Origin of the sequence: Methylorubrum extorquens (genome assembly GCF_024169925.1) — a bacterium.
Lineage (GTDB): Bacteria > Pseudomonadota > Alphaproteobacteria > Rhizobiales > Beijerinckiaceae > Methylobacterium > Methylobacterium extorquens_A.
Genome location: NZ_JALJXF010000001.1, coordinates 3,682,271 through 3,704,712 on the forward strand (window position 1 = coordinate 3,682,271; position 22,442 = coordinate 3,704,712).

A 22,442-nucleotide genomic window follows, 5' to 3' on the forward strand; every position below is an offset into this window, starting at 1 on the left:
CGAGCTGACTGGCACGCGACATGCTTAGGCGGAAACCGGAGCGTCCGCCCGCACAGCGGGCGCTCGGGGGGTCGGGCCGGCGCCCTGCTCGCCGGTGGATCGGCGTCTCGGATGCGGCGGGAACATCACCCGCCGGACGCCGCGATCCAACGGCAGGGCAGGCTCTCAACGACGCCGGTTCCGCACAGGTTTCGTCAGGACACGGATCCTCAAGGCACGAGAGACTCGGAATGACCAAGTTTAAGCTCGAGTACATCTGGCTCGACGGCTACACGCCCACACCGAACCTGCGCGGCAAGACGCAGATCAAAGAGTACGACAGCTTCCCGACCTTCGAGCAGCTCCCGCTCTGGGGCTTCGACGGCAGCTCGACGCAGCAGGCCGAGGGTTCCTCCTCCGACTGCGTGCTGAAGCCCGTGCGCCACTTCCCCGACCCGGCCCGCACCAACGGCGTGCTCGTGCTGTGCGAAGTGATGATGCCGGACGGCAAGACCCCGCACCCGTCGAACAAGCGCGCGACCGTGCTCGACGATGCCGGCGCGTGGTTCGGCTTCGAGCAGGAGTACTTCCTCTACAAGAACGGCCGCCCGCTCGGCTTCCCCGAGACCGGCTACCCCGCCCCGCAGGGCCCGTATTATTGCGGCGTCGGCGCCTCGAATGTCGGCCCCGTGGCCCGCAGAATCGTCGAGGAGCATCTCGACCTCTGCCTTGCCGCCGGCATCAACCACGAGGGCATCAACGCCGAGGTGGCCAAGGGCCAGTGGGAATTCCAGATCTTCGGCAAGGGCTCCAAGAAGGCCGCCGACGAGATGTGGATGGCCCGCTACCTGCTCCAGCGCCTGTGCGAGACCTACGAGATCGACATCGAGTACCATTGCAAGCCGCTCGGCGATACCGACTGGAACGGTTCGGGCATGCACTGCAACTTCTCGACGACGTTCATGCGCGAGACCGGCGGCAAGGAGTATTTCGAGGCCATGATGGCCGGCTTCGAGAAGAACCTCGACGACCACATCGCCGTCTACGGCCCCGACAACCACATGCGCCTGACCGGCAAGCACGAGACGGCGCCGTGGAACAAGTTCTCCTACGGCGTGGCCGACCGCGGCGCCTCGGTGCGCGTACCCCACTCCTTCGTCAACAACGGCTACAAGGGCTACCTTGAGGACCGCCGCCCGAACTCCATGGGCGACCCCTACCAGATCGCCTCGCAGGTTCTGAAGACGATCTCCGAGGTTCCGCTCCCGGGCGAAGCCGCGCAGAAGGCCGTCGCATAAGGATCTTCGAGGCCGATTCCAGGCTTGAAACAGACCGCCTCCGTCGAAGGACGGGGGCGGTTTTTGTTTGTTGTGAGCCAGACGATGCCGCCCTTTACCCCTGTCCCCGCACGCGCGGAGAGGGATGTGCACGAAACGACGCGGTTATCCTGCAGCGGGCGCCTCACACCCCGAAAATCGACCACCCGGTCCGTTTCACCAGCATCTCCAGGGCGATGCGACCGAGATGCGAGTTACCGGCGGCATCCAGCCCCGGCGACCAGACGCAGATCGAGGCACGCCCCGGCGCGACGGCCAGAATACCGCCGCCGACGCCGCTCTTGCCCGGCAGGCCGACGCGGTAGGCAAAATCGCCCGAGCCATCGTAGTGGCCGCAGGTGAGCATGATGGCGTTGATGCGCCGCGCGCGCTCGCCCGAGATCACCGAATGCCCGGCGAGCGGGTGGTGCCCGGAATAGGCCAGGAACAGCCCGGCATTGGCGAGCTGACGGCAGGTCATCGCGATGGCGCAGTGATGGAAATAGACGCCCAGCGTATAATCGACCGGATTCTCGATCACGTCGAAGGAGCGCATGTAGTTAGCGAGCGCCGCGTTGCGGAAGCCCGTGCGCTTCTCGGAGGCCGCCACACGCTCGTCGATGGTGATGCCGTCGTCCTGTGCCAGGAACTGCATGAAGCGCAGGATCTCGCCCAGCGCCTCCCTTGGCTGATGCCCCGACAGGATCACGTCGGTGACGGCGATGGCGCCGGCATTGATGAAGGGATTGCGCGGGATGCCGTTCTCGCGCTCCAACTGGACGATGGAGTTGAACGGGCTGCCCGACGGCTCGCGGCCGACGCGGCGCCAGAGCCGGTCGCCGACCATGCCGAGCGCCAGCGTCAGGGTGAAGACCTTGGAGATGCTCTGGATCGAGAAGGGGGTGTCGGCGTCGCCACCGGCCGCGACCCGGCCGTCGCCGTCGATCACGACGAGGCCGAAACCCTGGGCGTCGACACGGGCCAGTTCGGGGATGTAGCTCGCCACCGTGCCGCGATCAGGCCGGGCCCGCATCTCCGCGGCGATGTCTTTGACGATTGCATCGAGATCGGGCACGGCGTCGCTCGGCTACGGCGCTTCATGTGAAGCGCGGACGCGGCCGGCCCTTCACGAAGCGGGCCAGGACAGCGGGGTCGCCCGGATCAGATCGCGTCGGTGCCGGTCTCGCCGGTGCGGATGCGGATGGCTTCCTCGATGGTCGAGACGAAGATCTTGCCGTCGCCGATGCGGCCGGTCTGAGCCGATTTGCGGATCGCCTCTACGGCGCCTTCCACGAGGGCGTCCGAGAGCACGATCTCCAGCTTCACCTTGGGCAGGAAATCCACGACATACTCGGCGCCGCGGTAGAGTTCGGTATGGCCCTTCTGCCGGCCGAAGCCCTTCGCCTCGATCACGGTGATGCCCTGAAGGCCGACCTCTTGGAGGGCTTCCTTCACCTCGTCGAGCTTGAACGGCTTGATGATCGCCTCGATCTTCTTCATCCGGAAAAGCCCGATCCGTCTCGTCCCTCAGTCAGCCAATTATGTACCATCGCCGCCGCGCGACCGCCACGGCGATTTGGATGACGGGACCGGGAAGTTGCGCACGAAATATGCAAACAAAGCGGAATATGTAGGCAATTCTGCTTAAAACGATGAATTTACAGGCATAGGCTGAGCCAGTTGCATGCATGAGCCGGTGAAATCCCTCCAAGCCTCGCATCGGCTGCTCACCGTTGAGGCGATGCGCCGGGTCGATGCTGCGGCCATCGCCGCCGGCACGCCGGGCATCACACTGATGGAGGCGGCGGGCGCCGCGGTCGCTGAGCGCGCCCGTGCCCTCGCGCCCGAGGGCGGGCGGGTGCTCGTGCTGTGCGGCCCCGGCAACAATGGCGGCGACGGGTTCGTGGCCGCCCGCCTGCTGGACGAGGTCGGCTACCGGGTCGATCTGCGCCTGCTCGGCGAACGCGCCGCGCTCAAGGGCGATGCGGCGCTTGCCGCCGAGGCCTGGACCGGCCCGGTGGGTACCGTCGAGGCCGCGATTCCGACGGCCGATCTCATTATCGACGCCGTGTTCGGCGCCGGCCTCTGCCGCGATCTGGAAGGGACGGCCCGCGCCCTGGTGGAAGCGGTGAACCGGTCGGGCATCCCCGTGCTCGCCGTGGACGTGCCGAGCGGCATCGACGGCGACAGCGGCGCGGTGCGCGGGCTCGCGGTGGAGGCGACCGAGACGGTGACCTTCGTCGCGCTCAAGTCCGGCCACCTGCTCCAGCCTGGCCGGAGCCATTGCGGCGCGCTCCACGTCGCCGAGATCGGTACGAGTGAGGCCGCCTTCGCCGCCGGGATCGCCGGAGAGACCCGCGCGCTGTCTCGCAACGCGCCCGGCCTGTGGGCGCTGCCGCAGCTCACCGCCGGCAGCCACAAATACACCCGCGGCCACGCTCTGGTGCTGTCGGGCCCCGCCACACGCACCGGCGCGGCGCGGCTGGCCGCCCGCGGGGCGCTGCGGGTCGGTGCGGGGCTCGTTACCATGGCCTCGCCCGCCTCGGCGCTGGCGGAGAACGCCGCCCATCTCACCGCGATCATGTTGCGCCCCTGCGAGAGTTCCGACGACCTCGACGACATGCTCGCCGACGAGCGGCTGAATGCGCTGCTGCTCGGGCCGGGCCTCGGCACCGGTCCGGCGACCTGCGACCTCGTCGCGGTGGCGGCAGGTGCCGGGCGCGCCCTGGTGCTCGACGCCGACGCACTCACGAGTTTCCGCAGCGAGGTACGCACGCTCGCCCGCCATATCCGCGACGGCGAGGCGCAAGCGGTGCTCACGCCGCACGAGGGCGAGTTCACGCGGCTGTTCTCCGGTACGGAGGCCGTGGCGGAGGGTCTGACGAAGGTCGAGCGGGCCGCGCGGGCGGCGGAGATCGCCGGGGCGGTCGTGGTGCTGAAGGGGGCCGACACGGTGATCGCGGCCCCGGACGGACGCGCAGCGATCAACGACCACGGCACGCCGCATCTCGGCACCGCCGGCTCCGGCGACGTGCTCGGCGGTCTCGTCGCCGGGTTGCTGGCGCAGGGGATGGAGCCGTTCGAGGCCGCCTGCGCCGCCGTGTGGCTGCACGGCGATGCCGGCCTGCGCTTCGGGCCTGGACTGATCTCCGAGGATCTTCCGGAGATGATCCCGGCGGTTCTGCGTGACCTCTCCGGTCGCGCCTGACCCGCTCCGGCTATCCCGCCGCGACCGCCGCGTTCCTGCGGCCGTAGAGGGCGTAGAATACCAGTCCGAGGACGTTCCAGACGGCGAACCAGAGCTGGGTCGTCGCGGGCAGGCTGAAGAACAGATAGCCGCAGCCCAGAATCGTGATCGCCCCGATCAACCACGGGGCCGGGGCGCGGAAGGTGCGGGGGGCTTCCGGCGCACGGACGCGCATCACCAGCATACAGGCCGCGACGGCCATGAACGCCGCGAGCGTGCCGGCATTGGCGAGTGCGGCGAGTTCCCCCAGCGGAACGAGCCCTGCGAGCACGGTCACGACGGCCGCGGTGAAGAGGGTGATCCGAACCGGCGTTCCGGTCGAGGAGAGTTTCGCCAGGCTCTGCGGCAGCATCCCGTCGCGGGCCATGGTGAAGAAGATCCGGCTCTGGCCGTAGAAGAAGGCGAGGATGACGGTGGGCAGGGCGATCACGGCGGAAGCCGCGAGATACTGCGCCACCAGCGGCCGGCCGAGTTCGCGCAGGATCAGCGCCAGCGGCTCCGGGCTGTCGGCAAAGCGCGTGTAGGACACGGCCCCCACCGCGGCGACCGCGACCGCGACGTAGATCAGGACGCAAGCCGCCATCGATCCGACGATGCCGATGATCAGGTCGCGGCCGGGGTTGCGCGTTTCCTCCGCCGCGGTGGCGATGGCGTCGAAGCCGTAGAAGGCGAAGAAGATGATCGCCGCCGCCGCCATGATGCCGCGCTCGACCCCGTCGGGGCCCACGCTCTTCACGAAGCCGAACGGGTTGAACGGTTCGAGATGGGCAGCCTCAAAAGCCGGCAGCGCGAAGGCCACGAAGACGATCAAGGCGGCGATCTTCACCAGCACCAGCACGGCGTTGACCGTGGCGCTCTCGCGCGTGCCGCGCAGGAGTAGCACGGCGACGACGACGATGATTGCAACGGCCGGAAGGTTGACGATCCCGCCCGCATCCGGCCCCTGCATCAGCGCCTTGGGAAAACCGATCAGGCTTTCCAGCAGCGGCGCGGCGTAGCCGGACCAACCGACCGCCACCGCGCTGACGACGAGCGAGTATTCGAGAATCAGGCTCCAGCCGATGATCCAGGCGAGGATCTCGCCGAGCACGACGTAGCTGTAGGTATAGGCGCTGCCCGAGACCGGGATCATCGTCGCCATCTCGGCATAGGCGAGCGCCGCACAGGCGCAGATCGCGCCGGCGATGGCGAAGGACAGGATCACCGCGGGCCCGGCCTTGGCCGCCCCGACGCCGATCAGCGTGAGGATGCCGGTCCCGACGATCGCACCGACGCCGAGGGCCATGAGATGCGGCCAGCCGAGCGTTCGTGCCAGCCGACGCTCCTCACCGGGCTCCAGTTGCAAGGGCTTGCGGCGAAGAAGGCTGGACGTCATTCGGGCTCCTGTCACGCGGTTGTACGAAAGCCTACGGTTGCGTGACAGTCACATCCTCGCGCAAGCGTCGCCGGATGCGCCAGCCCCCTGCCCCGCTTCTTCGGTTCAAACACGCCGGCCGTTCGGGAATCGCAGGTGGCTAAACCATCGTCCTCTCCCGAAGGCCGGCAACCAGCTTTCGGGACGATGCTTTAAGGCGAGAGGTTCACCCGGTCCGCCGCCAGCGCCTCGGCGCGCTTGCGCTCGTCCGGGTTGAGGCCGGCGGTCGCCCCGTCGAGGCCGGCATCGGCGCGGCCCTGCGAAGCCGCGGTGAGGTTCCAGGCCGCCGCCTCGATCAGGTTCTTCGGCACGCCGCGGCCGGCGACGTAGAGCTTGGCGATCCGGTTCTGAGCGATGGCGTTGCCGCGCTGAGCCGCGTGCAGGAAGTAGCGGGCGGCGCGGGTCTCGTCCTTGGAAACGCCGTCGCCGTTGAACAGCCGGATCGCGAACTCGACCTCGGCGCCGAGATCGCCGTTGTCGGCGGCGCGGCGGAACCACTGCGCGGCCTGGGTCGTGTCCTTCGCGACACCTTTACCTTGGAGGTAGAGCACGCCGAGCGCGTATTGCGCAGCCGGAATCTCGGCCTCGGCCGCGGCCCGGAAATTGGCCAGGGCCGCAGCCAGATCCGCCGGTTTGTCGCTCGCGAGCTGGATCAGCGCGAGATTGTAGCACGCGCTGGGCTGTCCCTTGCGGGCCGCCTGTTCGAGCCAGACCCGGCCGGCCTTCTCGTCCTTGGGCTGCCCGCGCCCGTCCATCGCCATCAGACCGAGGGAGGCCATGGCGTTGGGGTCGCTCTGCACGGCCGCCAGCCGGTACCATTCGTGGGCGCGTTTGGGATCCGGCTTGACCCCGAGTCCCTGGTTGTAAAGCTCGCCGAGCAGCGTCATCGCCGCGGCGTCCTTCGGATTCGCTTCGATCCGCTTGGTCGCCTCGCGGAAGGCGGTGACGTAGCGACCGCGCTGATAGGCTCCGTAGGCGGCATCCGCATTCGGGTTCGCCGTCGCGGGCTGCGCCCCTTGAACATTGGCCGAGTAGGGTGAGGGCAGCTCACGCTTGAGGTCGAGCAGGTTCGGCTTGGCCGGTGTCTGCGCGACAGGCTCCTTCGTGGCCGGCTGCTTCGGGGCGGCGTGAAGAGCGCCGACGTCGAGCGCGAGGACGGCGCAGGCGCCCAGGGCCGTGAGGGACAAGAGGCCAGTTCGGAGTGCAGCCTTCCCCGTGCGCCGACGCGCCCTTCCCTGCCCTCTCAGATGGGGGTGAGCTTTGGAGGGCACCACCACGGTCCTTCCATCAAAAAAAATCATTGTGCCCTGTCGAGCTGCGCCTGTGCGGCCCGAACTCCCTCGGGGTCATCGAGCCACAGGGCACTTTCCAGCCCAACGAATTCGGAACCCGTCAGCACAAGCGCCGCGACATCCTCGGCGGAGGTCGCCACCGCGATGCAGGGCGTCTCGAAGATCTCCGCCCACCACGCCGCGCGCTCGCGCACGTCCTCGGCATCGGGGGCGACGCCGTCGGGGAAGAGGCCGCCGACCATCAGGTAATCGACACCGGTCTCGCCCGCGACCATCGCCGCGTCCCGCGAGCCGAGCACGCCGCCCGTCCCGAGGATGCGGCCATCACGCAGACGCCCGCGCAGATCGCGCAAAGCCTCTTCGTCGGCGCGGTCGAGATGCACCCCGTCGGCTCCGCCGCGGGCCGCGACGGAGACGACGTCGCCGGCATAGCCCGGCACGGAGACGAGCACCGCGGCACCGCGCTCCTGCGCTGCCGGCGTCAGACGCTTGACGAGGGCGACGAGGCTGCGCTCGTCGGACGGCGCCAGCCGCAGGATCACCGCCGCCACGTCACCTGCGGCGCAGGCGGCGTCGAGCGCCCGGGCGGTCGCCTCGGCCTCGGGCGCGCCGAGACCGTAGGGGGTGAGGAGGGCGAGGCGGGGCCGGACCGCGGCCGACTCAGAGGCTGCCATGGCGGATCAGGCGTCGATCTTCGGGTCGAGCGAGCCGTTGGCGTAGCGCTTCGCCATCTCGGCCACCGAGATCGGGCGGATCTTCGAGCCCTGACCGGCGGTGTTGAACTCCTCGAACCGCTGCCGGCAGAGCTTGGTCATCGCCTCCATGGCGGGCTTGAGGTACTTGCGCGGATCGAACTCGGAGGGGTTCTCCGTCAGCACCTTCCGGATCTGGCCGGTCATCGCCATGCGGTTGTCCGTGTCGATGTTGATCTTGCGCACGCCGTGCTTGATGCCGCGCTGGATCTCCTCAACCGGCACACCCCAGGTCGGCTTCATCTCGCCGCCGTATTGGTTGATGATGTCCTGAAGGTCCTGCGGCACCGAGGAGGAGCCGTGCATGACGAGGTGGGTCGTCGGCAGGCGGCGGTGGATCTCCTCGATCACGCCCATCGCAAGCACGTCGCCGTCCGGCTGCCTCGTGAACTTGTAGGCGCCGTGGCTGGTGCCCATCGCCACCGCCAGCGCATCGACCTTGGTGGCGGCCACGAACTTCACCGCCTCGTCCGGATCGGTCAGGAGCTGGTCATGCGAGAGCACGCCCTCCGCGCCGTGGCCGTCCTCGGCCTCGCCCTGGCCGCTCTCCAGCGAGCCGAGCACACCGAGTTCGCCCTCGACCGACACGCCGGCCCAGTGGGCCATCTTGGTGACGTTGTGGGTGATCTCGACGTTATAGTTGTAGTCAGCCGGGGTCTTGCCATCGGCCTTCAGCGAGCCGTCCATCATCACCGAGGTGAAGCCGTACTGGATCGCGGTGGCGCAGGTGGCTTCGTTGTTGCCGTGGTCGAGATGCATGCAGACGGGGATGTGCGGGTAGATCTCGACGAGGCCGTCGATGAGCTTGGCCAGCACCACGTCGTTGGCATAGGCGCGGGCACCCCGGCTCGCCTGGAGGATCACCGGCGAATTGGTGGCATCCGCCGCCGCCATGATCGCGAGCCCCTGCTCCATGTTGTTCAGGTTGAACGCGGGCACGCCGTAGCCGTACTCGGCGGCGTGATCGAGGAGCTGCCGGAGGGTGATGCGTGCCATGGTTCGATCCTCGTGCGATGCGGCCTCAGCCGGGCCTGTCCCTTGCTGCGGCCTATATAGGTGCGCCGGTGCCGCCAGCCTGCGGCCCGGCGCTGAAAAATGCGCTCGTTTGTCGGCGTCGCCGCCCGCGTTGCGGGGCGGCCGATCCGGCCTCAGCCCTGCGCGCGCAATGCCTCGACGCCGGGCAGTTCCTTGCCCTCCAGCCATTCGAGGAAGGCGCCGCCGGCCGTGGAGACGTAGGAGAAGTCCTCGCCCACGCCCGCATGGTTGAGGGCCGCCACCGTGTCGCCGCCGCCCGCCACGCTGACGAGCTGGCCAGCCTTGGTGCGCCGGGCGGCGTGCTGGGCGACCGCGACCGTGCCGGTGTCGAACGGCGTCAGCTCGAAGGCGCCGAGCGGACCGTTCCAGACCAGCGTCCGCGCCTCCTCGATGGCGCCGTCGATCGTGGCGATCGAGGAGGCGCCGACATCGAGGATCATCGCGTCGGAGGGTACCGCATCGACCGGCACGGTCTCGTTCTCGGCATTGGCCTTGAACTCGCGGGCGACCAGCGCATCGACCGGCAGGATGATGGTGCAGTTCTTCTCCTTGGCCGCGGCCAGGATTCGCTTGGCGGTCTCGGCGAGATCCTTCTCGCACAGCGACTTGCCGATATCCTTGCCCTGCGCGTGCAGGAAGGTGTTGGCCATGCCGCCGCCGATCACCAGCATGTCGACCTTGGCGACGAGGTTTTCGAGCAGGTCGATCTTGGTCGAGACCTTGGCGCCGCCGACGATGGCGATGACCGGGCGGGCCGGAGATTCGAGGCCCTTGGTGAGCGCATCGAGTTCGGCCTGCATCAGGCGCCCGGCATAGGCCGGCAGCAGGCGGGCGAGCCCTTCGGTCGAAGCATGCGCGCGGTGGGCGGCGGAGAACGCCTCGTTGACGTAGATGTCGCCGTTGGCAGCCAGCGCTTCGGCAAACTCGGAAGAATTCTTCTCCTCACCCGCGTGGTAGCGGGTGTTTTCGAGGAGCAGCACGTCGCCGTCCTTGAGCGCGGCGACGGCCGAGGCGGCGGCCTCACCGACGCAATCCTCACCGAACGCCACCGGCCGCCCAAGCTTCTCCGAGAGCGTCGAGAGGATCGGCTTCAACGAATCCTTCGGGTCCGGCTTGCCCTTGGGGCGGCCGAAATGCGCCAGCAGGATCACCCGCCCGCCGCCATCGGCGATCTCGCGGATCGTCGGCACGACACGCTCGATCCGGGTTGCGTCAGTGACGCGTCCGCTCTCCATCGGCACGTTGAGATCGACGCGCAGCAGCACGCGCTTACCCTTGAGCGGGCCGGCATCGTCGAGGGTGCGGAAATCCGTCATGGCGGCGTCTGCTTCTTACGGGTTGGAGGCAGGGGGATTGGACGACGGAGTGGCGGACGTCGTCTGGCTCTGACCGCCGAGGCTGTGCGGCAGCATCCGGTCGAGGTTCAGCCGCTGCACGGCGACCATCAGCGCGACGGTGAGCACGGCGGTGATGATCGCGGTCAACACGAGGGCGCCGGTGCCGGGCAGGCGGCCGACCCGGTCGGACAGCGTGCGGACTTCGCTGCGCAGCGACGAGAGATCGACCTGCCGGGCAGCGTCGTTCATCCGGGTCGAGGCCGACTCGATCTTCTCCTCGACGCGCGAGAGCAGCGCCTCGGAGCGGGCATACTTGTCCTCGATCCGCGCCGTCTTGTCCTCAATGCGGGCGAGCTGGTCGGCGTGGTTGACGGCGCCGGAGGCCGGCAGCTCGGCCTTGCCGACGCTCGGCGGCGGGGCCGCGGGCGTCACGGTGGCAGGCGGCGCGGAGGAGGACGAGGGGGCGGGAATGAAGTCGGTCCCGGAAGGCTTGGCCGGCGAGGTCTCGGTCATCGCGTACGCACCTTGCAGCTTCGGCGAGCCGGGCTCGCCCCAGGGAACTCGATCGACAATTGGGGGCGGCCGGCTCGGAGGCCGGCCGCCCTTCGTCAGGCGTAGCTAGAGCGTCAGATCAGCTTGGCCATGGCCACGGCGGTGTCGGCCATGCGGTTCGAGAAGCCCCACTCGTTGTCGTACCAGGACAGGATGCGCACGAAGGTGCCGTCCATGACCTTGGTCTGGTCGAGGTGGAAGGTGGACGAGTGCGGATCGTGATTGAAGTCGATCGACACGTTCGGCCGGTCGGTGACGCCGAGCACACCCTTGAGCGGGCCGGCGGCGGCGGCCTTGATCGCGTCGTTGATCTCCTGGACCGAGGTCTCGCGCTTGGCCGTGAACACGAGATCGACCGCCGAGACGTTCGGGGTCGGCACGCGGATCGCGGTGCCGTCGAGCTTGCCCTTCAACTCCGGCAGGACGAGGCCGACAGCCTTGGCCGCGCCGGTCGAGGTCGGGATCATCGAGAGCGCCGCGGCGCGGGCCCGGTAGAGATCCTTGTGCATCTGATCCAGCGAGGGCTGGTCGTTGGTGTAGGAGTGGATCGTGGTCATGAAGCCGCGCTCGATGCCCACGGTCTCGTCGAGGATCTTGGCGACCGGCGCGAGGCAGTTCGTGGTGCAGGAGGCGTTCGAGACCACGAGGTGCTCGGCGGTGAGCCGGTCGTGGTTCACGCCGTAGACGACCGTGAGGTCGGCCCCGTCGGCGGGCGCCGAGACGAGGACGCGCTTGGCGCCGGCGTCGAGATGGGCCTTCGCCTTGTCCTTCGAGGTGAAGATGCCGGTGCATTCCAGCGCGATGTCGACCCCGAGGTCGCGGTGGGGCAGCTCGGCCGGGTTGCGCACGGCGGTGACGCGGATGCGCTTGCCGTTAATGACGATGTCGTCGCCCTCGACCGCGACCTCGGCCGGGAAGCGGCCATGCACGGAATCGTAGCGCAGCAGGTGGGCGTTGGTCTCGACCGGGCCGAGATCGTTGATCGCGACGACCTCGATGTCGGTGCGGCCGGCTTCGACGATGGCGCGCAGCACGTTACGGCCGATGCGCCCGAACCCGTTGATGGCAACCTTGACGGTCACGGCGTGACTCCTTCGAAATGGGGCGCACCCGCGCGCCGATGGGGAACCGGTCGGGCCGGCCGGCGGCGTTCGCGCGCGGCACCCGATGAACGTGGGACCGCTCCAAGCGGGGCGGCACTGAACGGGGGATGAACCGTGAGGCGGCCCGCAGCCGTCCGGTCGGCGGACGGTCTGAGCGGGGAGCCGGGAAGAGTCACGGTTTCAGAAATCCGTAGGGCGGCCCCGCGCCGGGGGATCGGGGCCGGGCGCCGGCTCTCTAACATGGCGCCCGAGGCTGTCAAAGATCGGGGGCAAGCCTGTGAATTGTCTGGAATTTCGAATGCGCTTGGCTGAAACCTGTTCGCAGCGGGGGTTCGGAGTACCGCGAAAGTCCTTCCGCCGCCGGCCGTTTACGTTCTGGTCGCCGTGGCGCGGGGCGCGTTTCGTGGCAGACTCCGATGACGCGGCAACCGACGGGTGGAGATGGCGCGAGATATGGCGCGAGCGGAGACGAAGGCAGCGCAAGGAAGGGGGCAGGACGGTGGCGGGCTGGAAGAGGCCCTGCACCGGCTCGACGCCGCGCTGGCGCTGCTCGAGACGGCGGTGGCCCGCAAGCTCGAATCCGAGCGCAGCCGCGGCGACCGGGAGACGGAGTTCGCCCTGCTAGAGGAGGACCGGGTGCGGCTCGCCGCCGAACTCGACGCGGCGGGGGCGCGGCTCGCCCGGATGAATTCCACCACCGGTGAGGTCAACCGCCGCCTCGATCGCGCCATCGAGACGGTGGAAGACGTGCTGTCCGGCCCCACCGGGCGCTGAGTTGGCGCTGAGTTCGAGTCAGGTTCACACGCGGATGCCGCACGTCAACGTCACCATCGCGGGCAAGAGCTACCGGATGGCCTGCGGCCCCGGCGAGGAGGATCACCTCGCGGCCCTGGCCAAGAGCTTCGACGACCGCGTCAGCGAAATGCGCGGCACCTTCGGCGAGATCGGCGACATGCGCCTGCACGTCATGGCCTCGCTGACCCTGGCCGACGAACTGCTCGAAGCCCGCCGCCGCATCGCCGACCTGGAACAGCACGCGACCCAGGGCGCGGCCGATCAGGCCCGGCTCGCGAGCGGTGTCGGCATCGCCGCCGAGCGGATCGACCGACTGGCGCGGGCGCTGTCGGGGCAGCCGGGCGGCGCTTCCGCCGGCAAGGGCGAGGCCGGCCGCGGCGGCTGAGCGGGGCGGGAGCACGCACAGCCGGCTTCGAATTTCTGAGGCGTGACACGATCGCCCCCTGGCGTCCGAGCCCCGGCGCGTCTATCTCTGGCGGGCGGGGCTGCAGAGTTCGTCAGGAGAACTTTCCCCGGGGCCTTATCGACTCCCCAGGGAGCTGTCACTGGCCTCGTCCGTGGACTTGGCCAACACGGCGCCCACCTACACTGTAGGTTTCCCGGGATCGACACTCCAACGGCTCAAGTGGCTCCGCACTCATCCTCCGAACGCTCGCTGAAGGCGAGCCTCCGCGCCGAGGCGCTGGCCCGCCGCGACGCGCTCTCGCCCGAGGCCCGCCTCGCCGGCGCGCTGCGCGCCGCGGACATCATCGCGGCCATCCCCGAACTGGCCGAAGCGCCGCTTGTCGGCGCCTTCTGGCCGATCCGCTCCGAGATCGACCCGCGCCCGCTGATCGAGCGCTTTTTCGCCCGCGGCCAGCGTGTCGCATTACCGAAGGTGACCAAGCAGGGCCTCGTCTTCCGTGAGTGGCGCGCGGGCGAGGAACTGGTGAAGGGCGGCTTCGGCCTCAGTGAGCCCCGCGACGACCTTCCCCCGCTCGACCCCACCGCCCTGATCGTGCCGCTCGCCGCCTTCGACCGGGCGGGCCAGCGCATCGGCTACGGCGCCGGCTACTACGATCAGGCGATCGAGCGGCTCTCGAAGAACGGACCGGTGCTGACGGTCGGCATCGCTTTCTCCGTCCAGGAGATCGCACAGGTGCCGGCCGAGCCGCACGACCGCCCGCTCGACCATCTCGTGACCGAGGCCGGTCTCGTGCCGCTCCGGCAAAACTGATTCGACGCGATGCGCATCCTCTTCCTCGGCGACATCGTCGGACGTCCCGGCCGCTATGCCGTCACCGAACGCCTGCCGGCCCTGCGTGAGCGCTGGCGCCTCGATTGCGTGGTCATCAACGGCGAGAACGCGGCCGGCGGCTTCGGCATCACCGAATCGATCTGCGACGAAATCCTCCAGGCCGGCGCCGACGCCGTGACGCTCGGCAACCACTCCTTCGACCAGCGCGAAGCGCTCGTCTTCATCGCCCGCCAGCCGCGGCTGATCCGCCCGGCGAACTACCCGCCGGGCACGCCGGGCCGCGGCGCCACGGTGATCGAGACGCCCCGCGGCGCGCGCGTCCTCGTCGTCAACGTGATGGGCCGGATCTATCTCGACCCGCTCGACGATCCCTTCGCCGCGGCCGACCGCGAACTCGACGCCTGCCCGCTCGGCGCGGCGGCGGATGCGGTAATCGTCGACATGCACGCCGAGGCCACCAGCGAGAAGCAGGCCATGGGGCATTTCCTCGACGGCCGCGCCAGCCTCGTCGTCGGCACCCACACCCATGCGCCGACCGCCGATCACCGCATCCTGCCCCACGGCACCGCCTACCTGTCGGATGCCGGGATGTGCGGCGACTACGATTCCGTGCTCGGGATGCAGAAGGACGAGCCGGTGCGCCGCTTCCTTCAGAAGACGCCGGGCTCGCGTCTCGAAGCGGCCACCGGCGAGGGCACCCTGTGCGGCATCGCGGTCGAGACCGACGACGCGACGGGTCTGGCCAAGCGCGTCTGGGCCGTACGCCTCGGGCCGCATCTCGAGGAGACCTGGCCGCGCGAGTGGGATTGAGTCCACCTCTGCGCCTCAAGGCTCGTTGAACGATAGCGCACCGTGACTTGATCGCGGCAGGCCGAGCCGCCAGAGTGCCGCCGGTTTCGACACAGCGGTGCCGCCGGTCCCGGCGTCAGGCCCAACACGAGTATGGACCCGATGGCGGCCCGTTCCGCGTCCCTCGACACGCCTCCCCTCGCCAAGCCCGGCATGACGCTGGTGCGGATGCTGGTGTTCCTTGCGCTCGCGGGCTTCCTTGCCTTCGTCCTCTACAAGCAGATCACCCCGGCCTTCCTCGCCAATCCGGGCCTCAACGGGCTGATCCTCGGCGTGCTCCTGATCGCGGTGCTGCTTGCCTTCGGGCAGGTGACGCGGCTGTTTCGCGAGGTGCGCTACGTCAACGCGGTCGCCGCCGGGCAGAACCCGAAGGACCGGCCGTCGCTTCTCGCGCCGCTGCTGCCGGCCATCGCGGCGCGCCGCGAGGGGATGACGCTCTCATCCACCCGCGCGCATCTCGACACCACGGCGGTGCGGCTCGACGAGGGCCGCGAGATCCTGCGCTACATCGCCGGCATCCTGATCCTGCTTGGCCTGCTCGGCACCTTCTGGGGCCTGATCGAGACGCTCTCGGCGGTGGGCTCTGTGATTGGCGGCATGCGCGGCGGTGGGGATGCGGCGGTGATGTTCGACGAACTCAAGAGCGGGCTAGCCGTGCCCCTGTCCGGCATCGGCCTCGCCTTCTCCGCCTCGCTGTTCGGCCTCGCCTCCTCGTTGATCGTCGGCTTCCTCGACCTTCAGGCAGGGCAGGCCCATTCCCGCTTCCACAACGAGTTGGAGGACTGGCTCGTCTCCGGCGAGGAGCAGGCGGTCGCCACCACCGCCGTCGCGGCGCGCCCGGCGCCCGAGCACGATCCCGCCATCGCCCGCGAGTTGCAGGCGGCGGTCGATCGGCTGAGCGGCGTCATCGCCGAGGGCGCCGGGGGCCGGGGTGCGACCCAGGCGATGACCAACCTCGCCGAGGGCATCCAGGGCCTCGTGCAGCACATGCGCGCCGAGCAGCAGATGATCCGCGACTGGGTCGAGGCCCAGGCCGCCCGGGAGCGTGAATTGAAGCAGGTGCTCGAACGGCTGGCGCGCGAGAAGGTCAACTGAGAGCATGGCGTCGATCCGCGCGCGTTCGCAGCGCAGCCTGAATGTCTGGCCGGGCTATGTCGATGCGCTGGCGACGCTTCTGCTCGCCGTCGTGTTCCTGCTCACCGTCTTCGTGGTGGGGCAGTTCTTCCTCTCGCAGGAGCTGACCGGGCGCGACGCGGTGCTGGTCCGCCTCAACCGCCAGATCGCTGACCTCACCGACCTGCTGGCGCTGGAGCGCTCCAGCCGCCGCGCCCAGGAGGAGGCGGCCTCCGGCCTGCGCAACACCCTGACCGCCACGGAAGCCGAACGCGACCGGCTCCGGGCACTGACCGATGCCAGCGAAGCGGCCCAGGGCAAGAGCGCCGACGTCGATGCCCAGCTCGCGGCCGAGCGCGGCGCGACGCAACGGGCCCAGAACCAAGTCGAGCTTCTGAACGAGCAGATCCGGGCCTTGCGCCGACAGCTCGCAGCGCTCGAAGACGCACTGGCGGCCTCCGAATCCCGCGACCGGGAGAGCCAGGCCCGCATCGCCGAACTCGGCAGCCGCCTCAATGTGGCCCTCGCCCAGCGGGTGCAGGAACTGGCCCGCTACCGCTCCGACTTCTTCGGGCGCCTGCGCCAAGTCATCGGCAGCCGCACGGATGTCCGCATCGTCGGCGACCGCTTCGTGCTGCAATCCGAGGTGCTGTTCGCAGCCGGCTCTGCCGCGCTGAAGCCCGAAGCCGGGCCGGAACTCGATCGGATCGCGGGGGCGATCCTCGACATCGCGCGGGAAATCCCCGCCGACATCCCCTGGGTGCTGCGCGTCGATGGCCACACCGATGCGCGCCCGATCCAGTCGGCCCAGTTCCCGTCGAACTGGGCGCTGTCGGCGTCGCGTGCCATCGCCGTGGTGCAGTACCTGCGGAGCAAGGGCCTGCCGCCGCAGCGGCTCCTGGCCGGCGCCTTCGGCGAGTACCAGCCGCTCGATTCGGGAACGAGCGAGGAGGCTTATTCACGAAATCGCCGCATCGAGATGAAGTTGACCGAGCGGTGAGAATGAATCCCTCTCCCCTCCGCGGGAGAAGGTGGCCCTCGAAGGGGGTCGGGTGAGCGGCCGGCTCCGCATTGTCCGGAAGCGTCGCTCCCCTCTCCGGCCTCGCATGCGCGAGGCACCCTCCCCCGCAGAGGGGTGAGGGTTCGCACCACTAAAACTCGCCCCGATACGCGAACAACCCCGGCACGCCGCCGGTCATCACGAACAGCACCGCCGCGCCGCGCTCGTACAGGCCGGCGCGCACGTCGTGGAGCAGCCCGGCGAACGCCTTGCCGCTGTAGACGGGGTCGAGCAGCAGCCCTTCGGTCCGAGCCATCAGCCGCACCGCTTCGCGCATGCCCTCGGTCGGGATGCCGTAGCCCGGCCCTCGATGGGCGCCGTCCACGCGGATGGCATCATCGGAGAGCGTCTGGCTACCATCGATCAGCGTGAGGGTGTCTCGGGCCCTGGCCAGCGTCGCGGCCGTCGCCTCGGGCTCGGGGGCGAGCACCGTGTAGGATTGGGCGAGATGAGGGTCGCGGCCGGCGGCGGTGAGGCCGGCGGCAAGCCCGGCATGGGTGCCCGAACTGCCGTTCGGCACGACGATGCGGGCAAAGGCGAGGCCGAGATTGGCCGTCTGCTCCAGGATCTCGGCGGCGCAAGCCGCGTAGCCGAGACAGCCGAGCGGGCTCGACCCGCCGGAGGGGAAGACGTAGACGCGCCGCCCCTCCGCCCTCAATTCCTCCGCCCGCGCCTCGGCCTGCGCCAGAGAATCCGCCTCGCCCGGCAGCAGATGGACACGGGCACCGAACAGGTCCTGCAACAGCCGGTTGCCGTTGGCGGTATAATCGGCGTCCTCCCGCGGAACGCTGCGGGTGAGGAACAGCTCGCAGGCCAGCCCCATCCGCGCGGCGGAGGCGGCGGTGAGCCGGGCGTGGTTCGATTGCAGCGCGCCGACGGTGATCACCGTGTCGGCCCGCTCCGCCAGCGCCTGACCCAGCAGAAATTCGAGCTTGCGCAGCTTGTTGCCGCCCAATCCCACGGGGCCGATGTCGTCGCGTTTCACGAACAGGCGGACGCCGTTCAGCTCGGGCCCGAGATGGGTCGAGAGACGGTCGAGGGAGCGGATCGGCGTCGGCCCGTCGGTGAGTGCGACACGGGGGAAGCGGGTGAGATCCATCGATCGCCTTCGTCTGCGTCAGCGCTTCATCTTTGTCCGAAAGCCGGCGTCCGCCTTTCGGGATGATGCTCTATTCCGCCGCGTGTTTCGGGCGCGGGTCGCGCGCCCGGGCACTGTCGTCGAAGCTGTCGGCGAATTGCAGGCTCGCGAGTTGCGCGTAGAGGGCGCCGCGCGCGAGCAGGCTCTCATGCGTTCCCTCCTCGACGATCTTGCCGCCGTCGAAGACGAGGATGCGGTCGGCCGCGCGGATGGTCGCGAGCCGGTGGGCGATTACCAGCGTGGTGCGGCCCTGCATCAGCCGGTCGAGGGCGTTCTGCACCGCGCGCTCGCTCTCGGCATCGAGCGCCGAGGTCGCCTCGTCGAGGAGCAGGACCGGCGCGTCCTTCAGGATGGCGCGGGCGATGGCGATGCGCTGGCGCTGCCCGCCCGAGAGGGTAGTGCCGCGCTCGCCGAGCAGCGTTGCGTAGCCCTGCGGCAGGGCGCGGATGAAGCCGTCGGCGTTGGCGAGGCGTGCCGCCTCCTCGACCTCCGCCTCGCGGGCGCCGGGGCGACCGTAGCGGATGTTTTCGAGAACCGTGCCGGAGAACACCACCGGATCCTGCGGCACCAGGGAGAGGCGGGCGCGCAGGGCGTCGAGATCGGCCTGCGGCAACGGCACGCCGTCGATCGTCACGCGCCCCTCGTCCGGGTCGTAGAAGCGCAGCAGCAATTGCAACACCGTGGTCTTGCCGGCCCCCGACGGGCCGACGAGGGCGATCCGCTCGCCGGGCGCTGCGGTAAAGGAGATGCCGTCCAGCGCCGCGTGTTCGGGCCGGGTCGGGTAGCGGAAGCGCACCGCCTCGAACGCGACCGCGCCGCGGGCCGGGCTCGGCAGGGCGGCGGGGTGCTCGGGAGACTTGATCGCCGGCTCGGCGGCAAGGATTTCGCCGAGCCGTTCGGCGGCGCCTGCGGCCTGGGCGAGTTCGCCGTAGACCTCGGAGAGCTGGCCGAGTGCGCTCGCGCCGAACACGGCGTAGAGCACGAATTGCGAGAGCTGGCCGGCGCTCGTGGTGCCCGCGAGCACGCCCTTGGCGCCGTACCACATCACGCCGACGACCGAGGCCGAGATCAGGAAGATCGCCACGCCTGTGAGCAGGGCGCGCGCGGTGATCGAGACGCGCGCCGCTCGGTAGGCGTTCTCGGACGCCTCGGCGAAGCGCTCGGCGGTGGCGCGGCCCATGCCGAAGGCCTGCATGGTGCGGACGGCCCCGACCGCTTCCGCCGCGTAGGCCGAGGCGTCGGCGAGCCGGTCCTGCGCCGCGCGCGAGCGGCGGCGCACGCCGCGTCCCGACAGGATCAGCGGAAACACGATGAGCGGAATCGCGGCGAGCACGAGGATCGACAGGCCGGGGCTCGTCCAGACCATCATCGCCACGGCGCCGACGAACAGGAACAGGTTGCGCAGCAGGATCGAGATCGAGACCCCGAACACCGCCTTGACCTGCGTGGCGTCCGCCGTGAGCCGCGAGACGATCTCGCCGGATTGCGATTTGTCGAAGAAGGTCGGGTCGAGGCTCGTCAGCCGCGCGAACACGGCCGAGCGCAGATCCGCGACGACGCGCTCGCCCAGCGTCACCACCGAGTAGTAGCGGCCCGCGCTCGACACCGCGAGCACCGCGACCACCACCAGCAGCGCCAGGAAGTAGGAGTTGATGAGCGCCTGCCCCTCCGGCGAGAAGCCGTGGTCGATCACGCGACGAATCGCGATCGGCACGACCAGCGTCGCGCCCGACGCGGCGATCAGCGAGATCAGCGCCGCGAGGATGCGGCCCCGGTAGCGGCTCGCGAAGGGAATCAGCGGTCTGAGCGCCCCAAGCGGCGCCCGCCCCCGGAGCGCCGCCTGCGGATCGATTTCTGCGCCGGACGACGCATCACGCTTGCGGGCCATCATTCCTCGACATCGTTTCGTCCCGTTCCGTGCCGTTTCTGTCGTGTCGTCTTTGCTTGAAACCATCGCATACGCAGCGACCGCCCCGATTTCCAGTTCGCGCCGGAGCCCTAAGCCCGTCGCGGCCGATATCCCTGTCATCGTTTCGCGGAAAACCGGCGATGCGCCCGCGCTCTCTTGTTCCTCGTCCGAGGCTGAGGTATAGGCGCGCCTTCATCGGAATGCGCGCGATGTTTTGCCCCTGGCTCCTCCCCTGAGTGGCGGGGCCGGTCGGCGTGCTACCTCAGGAATTCGTCATGGCAAAGAACGAGGCCGGCAAGGCCAAGGGGACTGAGCACCCCGACTACCACTTCATCAAGGTCGTGATGACCGATGGCTCCGACTACAAGACCCGCTCGACCTACGGCAAGGAAGGCGACGTCCTCAACCTGGACATCGACCCGTCCACGCACCCGGCCTGGACCGGCGGCGAGCAGAAGATGCTCGATCGCGGCGGGCGCGTCTCGCGCTTCAACTCGCGCTTCGGCGGCCTCGGCTTCGGCAAGAAGTGACTCTTTCAGGGTTTGGGCGCGAGCCTGAATCGACCAGACGGCGCCGCTCGCGGCGCCGTTTTCGTTTGTGCGGACGATCTGACAACAAAGCCCACACGAGCGGTGTCTGCGGGACGGACAGTAGGACGGACTACATTCGCACCACCGGGCGGCGAAGCGCAGCCTTCGGATTGCGTCTCCGTCGTGAGCAAAACGGCAATACGGTTCGGCCGAGACGATCCGCCTAGAGCATCATCCCGAAAAGTGGCTGCCGGCTTTCGGAAAAAATGATGCAAAGACAATAGGCTAGAGCATCGTCCTGGATCCGATATCCAGGACGATGCGGGCCGGGGCATCAGCCCGCGCCCCCTACGCCGAGCATGCCGCGCGCTCCGGATCCACCCCGGAATCCGGGTCGGATCGGGGCAAGGACGGTCGGAATCACTCTCCGCCGAACGCGGCGCGCAGACGGCCGAACTGGGCCGTCACCGGGCTTTCCCGCGGCACCGGAGCGGGACGATCCTCGCTGATGAGCGCATCGAGGTGGAGGATGCGCGTGTGCAGCCGGCGCGAGCGGCGCACGAGATCCTGAAGCCGCAGCGGCAGGGCGGTGAAGGCATCGCCGGAGTCGGGCAGGGCGCGCTCCGGTTCGGCGAGCTTGACGCGGGTCTTTTCCTCCTGCGCCTGAACCAACGAGATCTCACCCTCGGACACTGCGCGCTGCACCAGCAACCACGAGGCGATCTGCATCAGCCGGGTCGTGAGGCGCATGCTCTCGCTGGCATAGGCGAGCGTGGCATCGCGGGAGATCAGACGCGATTCGGAGCGCCCCTCCCCATCGAGATAGGCCGCCGTCTCCTCGACCAGCAGCATGCCCTCGCGGAACAGGGTCTTGAAGCCTTCCGAGGTCACGTAGGACTCGCCGAAGCTCACCCACTCGCGATCGTCCCGGAACGTGACGTCGAACTCGGTCATCCTGCCTCCTGTACCGCCAGCGAACCATCTGCCCCGGATCGGGACGATGCCGGTGCGAATGCGGCCAGTGGGGCAAGTGTAGCGCCGAACGCGAGCCGAAAGGAGGTTCACGTCTTTTTAACGTTAACGGTGCCGGCCGGCACGAGACCCGGCGCCAGGCACACGGCGTGCGGCGAAAGGCAAAAAAGAAGCCGCCCCAGGAGGAGCGGCTTTCGTGAGTCTTACAGGGAGGCATCAATCAGACTGGAAAGAGATCCCAATCAGGATCCAGACAATCTGGATGTGTCTCTTCGTAGAACGGAAAGGTTAACGCTCCGTTAAGGGCCGGCCCGTGGCCGCAGGTTTCGGCGGCACAGGCTTCGCAAAGACCCAAATCGGGACTCGGGCGACCGCACCATTGCGGTCCGATAGCCACCGCCGCCGGCCGAATCGGCCCCGAAATCGCCCAAGGCGTCGCAGCGGCGGGCGGTGCCGTCATGGGCCGGCGCCGACATTGACTTGCGGCGCCCCCTCCGCCATAAGCCGCGCCACTGCGAAGCGGCGCCCCGTTCCGGGCGCCCTTCGCGTTTGCAGATCCCATTTCGAGGTTCACGCACGGTCCGCGCGCTCATCGGCAGCGCCACCGGGTCGATACCTCGGCCGCCGGAGACCGACCATGAAGAGAACCTATCAGCCCAGCAAGCTCGTTCGGAAGCGCCGCCACGGCTTCCGCGCCCGCATGGCCACCGCCGGCGGCCGCAAGGTCATCGCGGCCCGCCGCGCGCACGGCCGCAAGCGCCTCTCGGCCTGATACGTCCCGCGGCGCCGCCTTCGCGCGACGCCGCCTCTTG

The 22,442-nt window shown here is 69.1% G+C and carries 22 protein-coding genes and 1 other RNA gene; 11 read left to right on the top strand and 12 right to left on the bottom strand.

Annotated features, from left to right (window positions below):
- The first annotated feature begins 230 nt into the window (after positions 1-230).
- Positions 231-1,277 carry a glutamine synthetase beta-grasp domain-containing protein gene (locus J2W78_RS17160; protein WP_253372424.1) on the top strand — a complete coding sequence of 349 codons (1,047 nt, stop codon included), beginning with the start codon at positions 231-233 and terminating at the stop codon, positions 1,275-1,277.
- 163 nt (positions 1,278-1,440) lie between these two features.
- On the opposite strand, the gene J2W78_RS17165 is transcribed toward J2W78_RS17160, so the two are convergent.
- Positions 1,441-2,370 carry a glutaminase gene (locus J2W78_RS17165; protein ID WP_253372426.1) on the bottom strand — a complete coding sequence of 310 codons (930 nt, stop codon included), beginning with the start codon at positions 2,368-2,370 and terminating at the stop codon, positions 1,441-1,443.
- An 86-nt stretch (positions 2,371-2,456) separates the two neighbouring features.
- Positions 2,457-2,795, bottom strand: coding sequence for a P-II family nitrogen regulator (locus J2W78_RS17170; RefSeq protein WP_003600526.1), 339 nt, complete (start codon positions 2,793-2,795; stop codon positions 2,457-2,459).
- A gap of 184 nt (positions 2,796-2,979) precedes the next feature.
- Here J2W78_RS17170 and J2W78_RS17175 point away from each other — a divergent pair, with 184 nt between their 5' ends.
- On the top strand, positions 2,980-4,503 hold the full coding sequence (locus J2W78_RS17175) for an NAD(P)H-hydrate dehydratase (RefSeq protein ID WP_253372428.1): 1,524 nt from the start codon (positions 2,980-2,982) through the stop codon (positions 4,501-4,503).
- 10 nt (positions 4,504-4,513) lie between these two features.
- On the opposite strand, the gene J2W78_RS17180 is transcribed toward J2W78_RS17175, so the two are convergent.
- The 7 genes from J2W78_RS17180 to gap all read right to left on the bottom strand — a co-directional run bounded on the left by J2W78_RS17180 (position 4,514) and on the right by gap (position 12,006).
- The gene (locus J2W78_RS17180) at positions 4,514-5,917 is read right to left on the bottom strand and encodes an amino acid permease (protein ID WP_253372430.1); all 1,404 of its coding nucleotides are present in this window, start codon (positions 5,915-5,917) and stop codon (positions 4,514-4,516) included.
- A gap of 191 nt (positions 5,918-6,108) precedes the next feature.
- Positions 6,109-7,257, bottom strand: coding sequence for a tetratricopeptide repeat protein (locus J2W78_RS17185; RefSeq protein ID WP_253372432.1), 1,149 nt, complete (start codon positions 7,255-7,257; stop codon positions 6,109-6,111).
- Complete coding sequence (locus tag J2W78_RS17190; RefSeq protein WP_253372434.1) at positions 7,254-7,922, bottom strand: thiamine phosphate synthase; 669 nt, start codon at positions 7,920-7,922, stop codon at positions 7,254-7,256. Before J2W78_RS17190 ends, J2W78_RS17185 begins: the two co-directional genes overlap by 4 nt.
- Positions 7,923-7,928: 6 nt before the next feature.
- Positions 7,929-8,996, bottom strand: a complete 1,068-nt coding sequence (gene fba, locus J2W78_RS17195) for a class II fructose-bisphosphate aldolase (protein WP_253372436.1) — start codon at positions 8,994-8,996, stop codon at positions 7,929-7,931.
- A 152-nt stretch (positions 8,997-9,148) separates the two neighbouring features.
- On the bottom strand, positions 9,149-10,351 hold the full coding sequence (locus tag J2W78_RS17200; protein ID WP_253372438.1) for a phosphoglycerate kinase: 1,203 nt from the start codon (positions 10,349-10,351) through the stop codon (positions 9,149-9,151).
- Between the two features lie 15 nt (positions 10,352-10,366).
- Positions 10,367-10,885, bottom strand: a complete 519-nt coding sequence (locus tag J2W78_RS17205) for a hypothetical protein (protein WP_253372440.1) — start codon at positions 10,883-10,885, stop codon at positions 10,367-10,369.
- Between the two features lie 113 nt (positions 10,886-10,998).
- Complete coding sequence (gap, locus tag J2W78_RS17210) at positions 10,999-12,006, bottom strand: type I glyceraldehyde-3-phosphate dehydrogenase (protein WP_253372441.1); 1,008 nt, start codon at positions 12,004-12,006, stop codon at positions 10,999-11,001.
- Between the two features lie 474 nt (positions 12,007-12,480).
- Between gap and J2W78_RS17215 the strand changes: the two genes are divergently transcribed.
- The 7 genes from J2W78_RS17215 to J2W78_RS17245 all read left to right on the top strand — a co-directional run bounded on the left by J2W78_RS17215 (position 12,481) and on the right by J2W78_RS17245 (position 17,021).
- Positions 12,481-12,801 (top strand): DUF4164 domain-containing protein, encoded by a 321-nt coding sequence (locus J2W78_RS17215; protein ID WP_253372443.1) that lies wholly within the window; start codon positions 12,481-12,483, stop codon positions 12,799-12,801.
- Between the two features lie 34 nt (positions 12,802-12,835).
- A complete protein-coding gene (locus J2W78_RS17220) occupies positions 12,836-13,207 on the top strand; it encodes a cell division protein ZapA (RefSeq protein ID WP_253372445.1) in 372 nt (123 codons plus the stop codon).
- Positions 13,208-13,301: 94 nt separating this feature from the next.
- A non-coding RNA gene (gene ssrS, locus J2W78_RS17225) (6S RNA) lies at positions 13,302-13,458 on the top strand.
- Entirely contained in the window at positions 13,448-14,038 is a 591-nt protein-coding gene (locus tag J2W78_RS17230; RefSeq protein ID WP_253372447.1) for a 5-formyltetrahydrofolate cyclo-ligase, read from the top strand. The genes ssrS and J2W78_RS17230 overlap by 11 nt, the downstream gene beginning before the upstream one ends.
- 9 nt (positions 14,039-14,047) lie before the next feature.
- Positions 14,048-14,869 (top strand): TIGR00282 family metallophosphoesterase, encoded by an 822-nt coding sequence (locus J2W78_RS17235; RefSeq protein WP_253372449.1) that lies wholly within the window; start codon positions 14,048-14,050, stop codon positions 14,867-14,869.
- Positions 14,870-15,010: 141 nt separating this feature from the next.
- Positions 15,011-16,003, top strand: a complete 993-nt coding sequence (locus J2W78_RS17240; protein WP_253372451.1) for a MotA/TolQ/ExbB proton channel family protein — start codon at positions 15,011-15,013, stop codon at positions 16,001-16,003.
- Positions 16,004-16,007: 4 nt separating this feature from the next.
- Positions 16,008-17,021: a peptidoglycan -binding protein gene (locus tag J2W78_RS17245; RefSeq protein ID WP_253372453.1), complete on the top strand. Its 1,014-nt coding sequence runs from the start codon at positions 16,008-16,010 to the stop codon at positions 17,019-17,021.
- A gap of 151 nt (positions 17,022-17,172) precedes the next feature.
- Here the strand turns inward: J2W78_RS17245 and J2W78_RS17250 are convergent, their stop codons facing one another.
- Together J2W78_RS17250 and J2W78_RS17255 are read right to left on the bottom strand one after the other, a co-directional pair.
- A complete protein-coding gene (locus J2W78_RS17250) occupies positions 17,173-18,180 on the bottom strand; it encodes a D-cysteine desulfhydrase family protein (RefSeq protein ID WP_253372455.1) in 1,008 nt (335 codons plus the stop codon).
- Between the two features lie 70 nt (positions 18,181-18,250).
- A complete protein-coding gene (locus J2W78_RS17255; RefSeq protein WP_253374073.1) occupies positions 18,251-20,107 on the bottom strand; it encodes an ABC transporter transmembrane domain-containing protein in 1,857 nt (618 codons plus the stop codon).
- A gap of 296 nt (positions 20,108-20,403) precedes the next feature.
- Here J2W78_RS17255 and rpmE point away from each other — a divergent pair, with 296 nt between their 5' ends.
- On the top strand, positions 20,404-20,658 hold the full coding sequence (gene rpmE / locus J2W78_RS17260) for a 50S ribosomal protein L31 (RefSeq protein WP_003602933.1): 255 nt from the start codon (positions 20,404-20,406) through the stop codon (positions 20,656-20,658).
- A gap of 420 nt (positions 20,659-21,078) precedes the next feature.
- Here the strand turns inward: rpmE and rcdA are convergent, their stop codons facing one another.
- On the bottom strand, positions 21,079-21,612 hold the full coding sequence (gene rcdA, locus J2W78_RS17265; RefSeq protein ID WP_253372457.1) for a protease adaptor protein RcdA: 534 nt from the start codon (positions 21,610-21,612) through the stop codon (positions 21,079-21,081).
- Between the two features lie 655 nt (positions 21,613-22,267).
- Between rcdA and rpmH the strand changes: the two genes are divergently transcribed.
- Positions 22,268-22,402: a 50S ribosomal protein L34 gene (rpmH, locus tag J2W78_RS17270; protein WP_012253788.1), complete on the top strand. Its 135-nt coding sequence runs from the start codon at positions 22,268-22,270 to the stop codon at positions 22,400-22,402.
- Positions 22,403-22,442 lie beyond the last annotated feature (40 nt).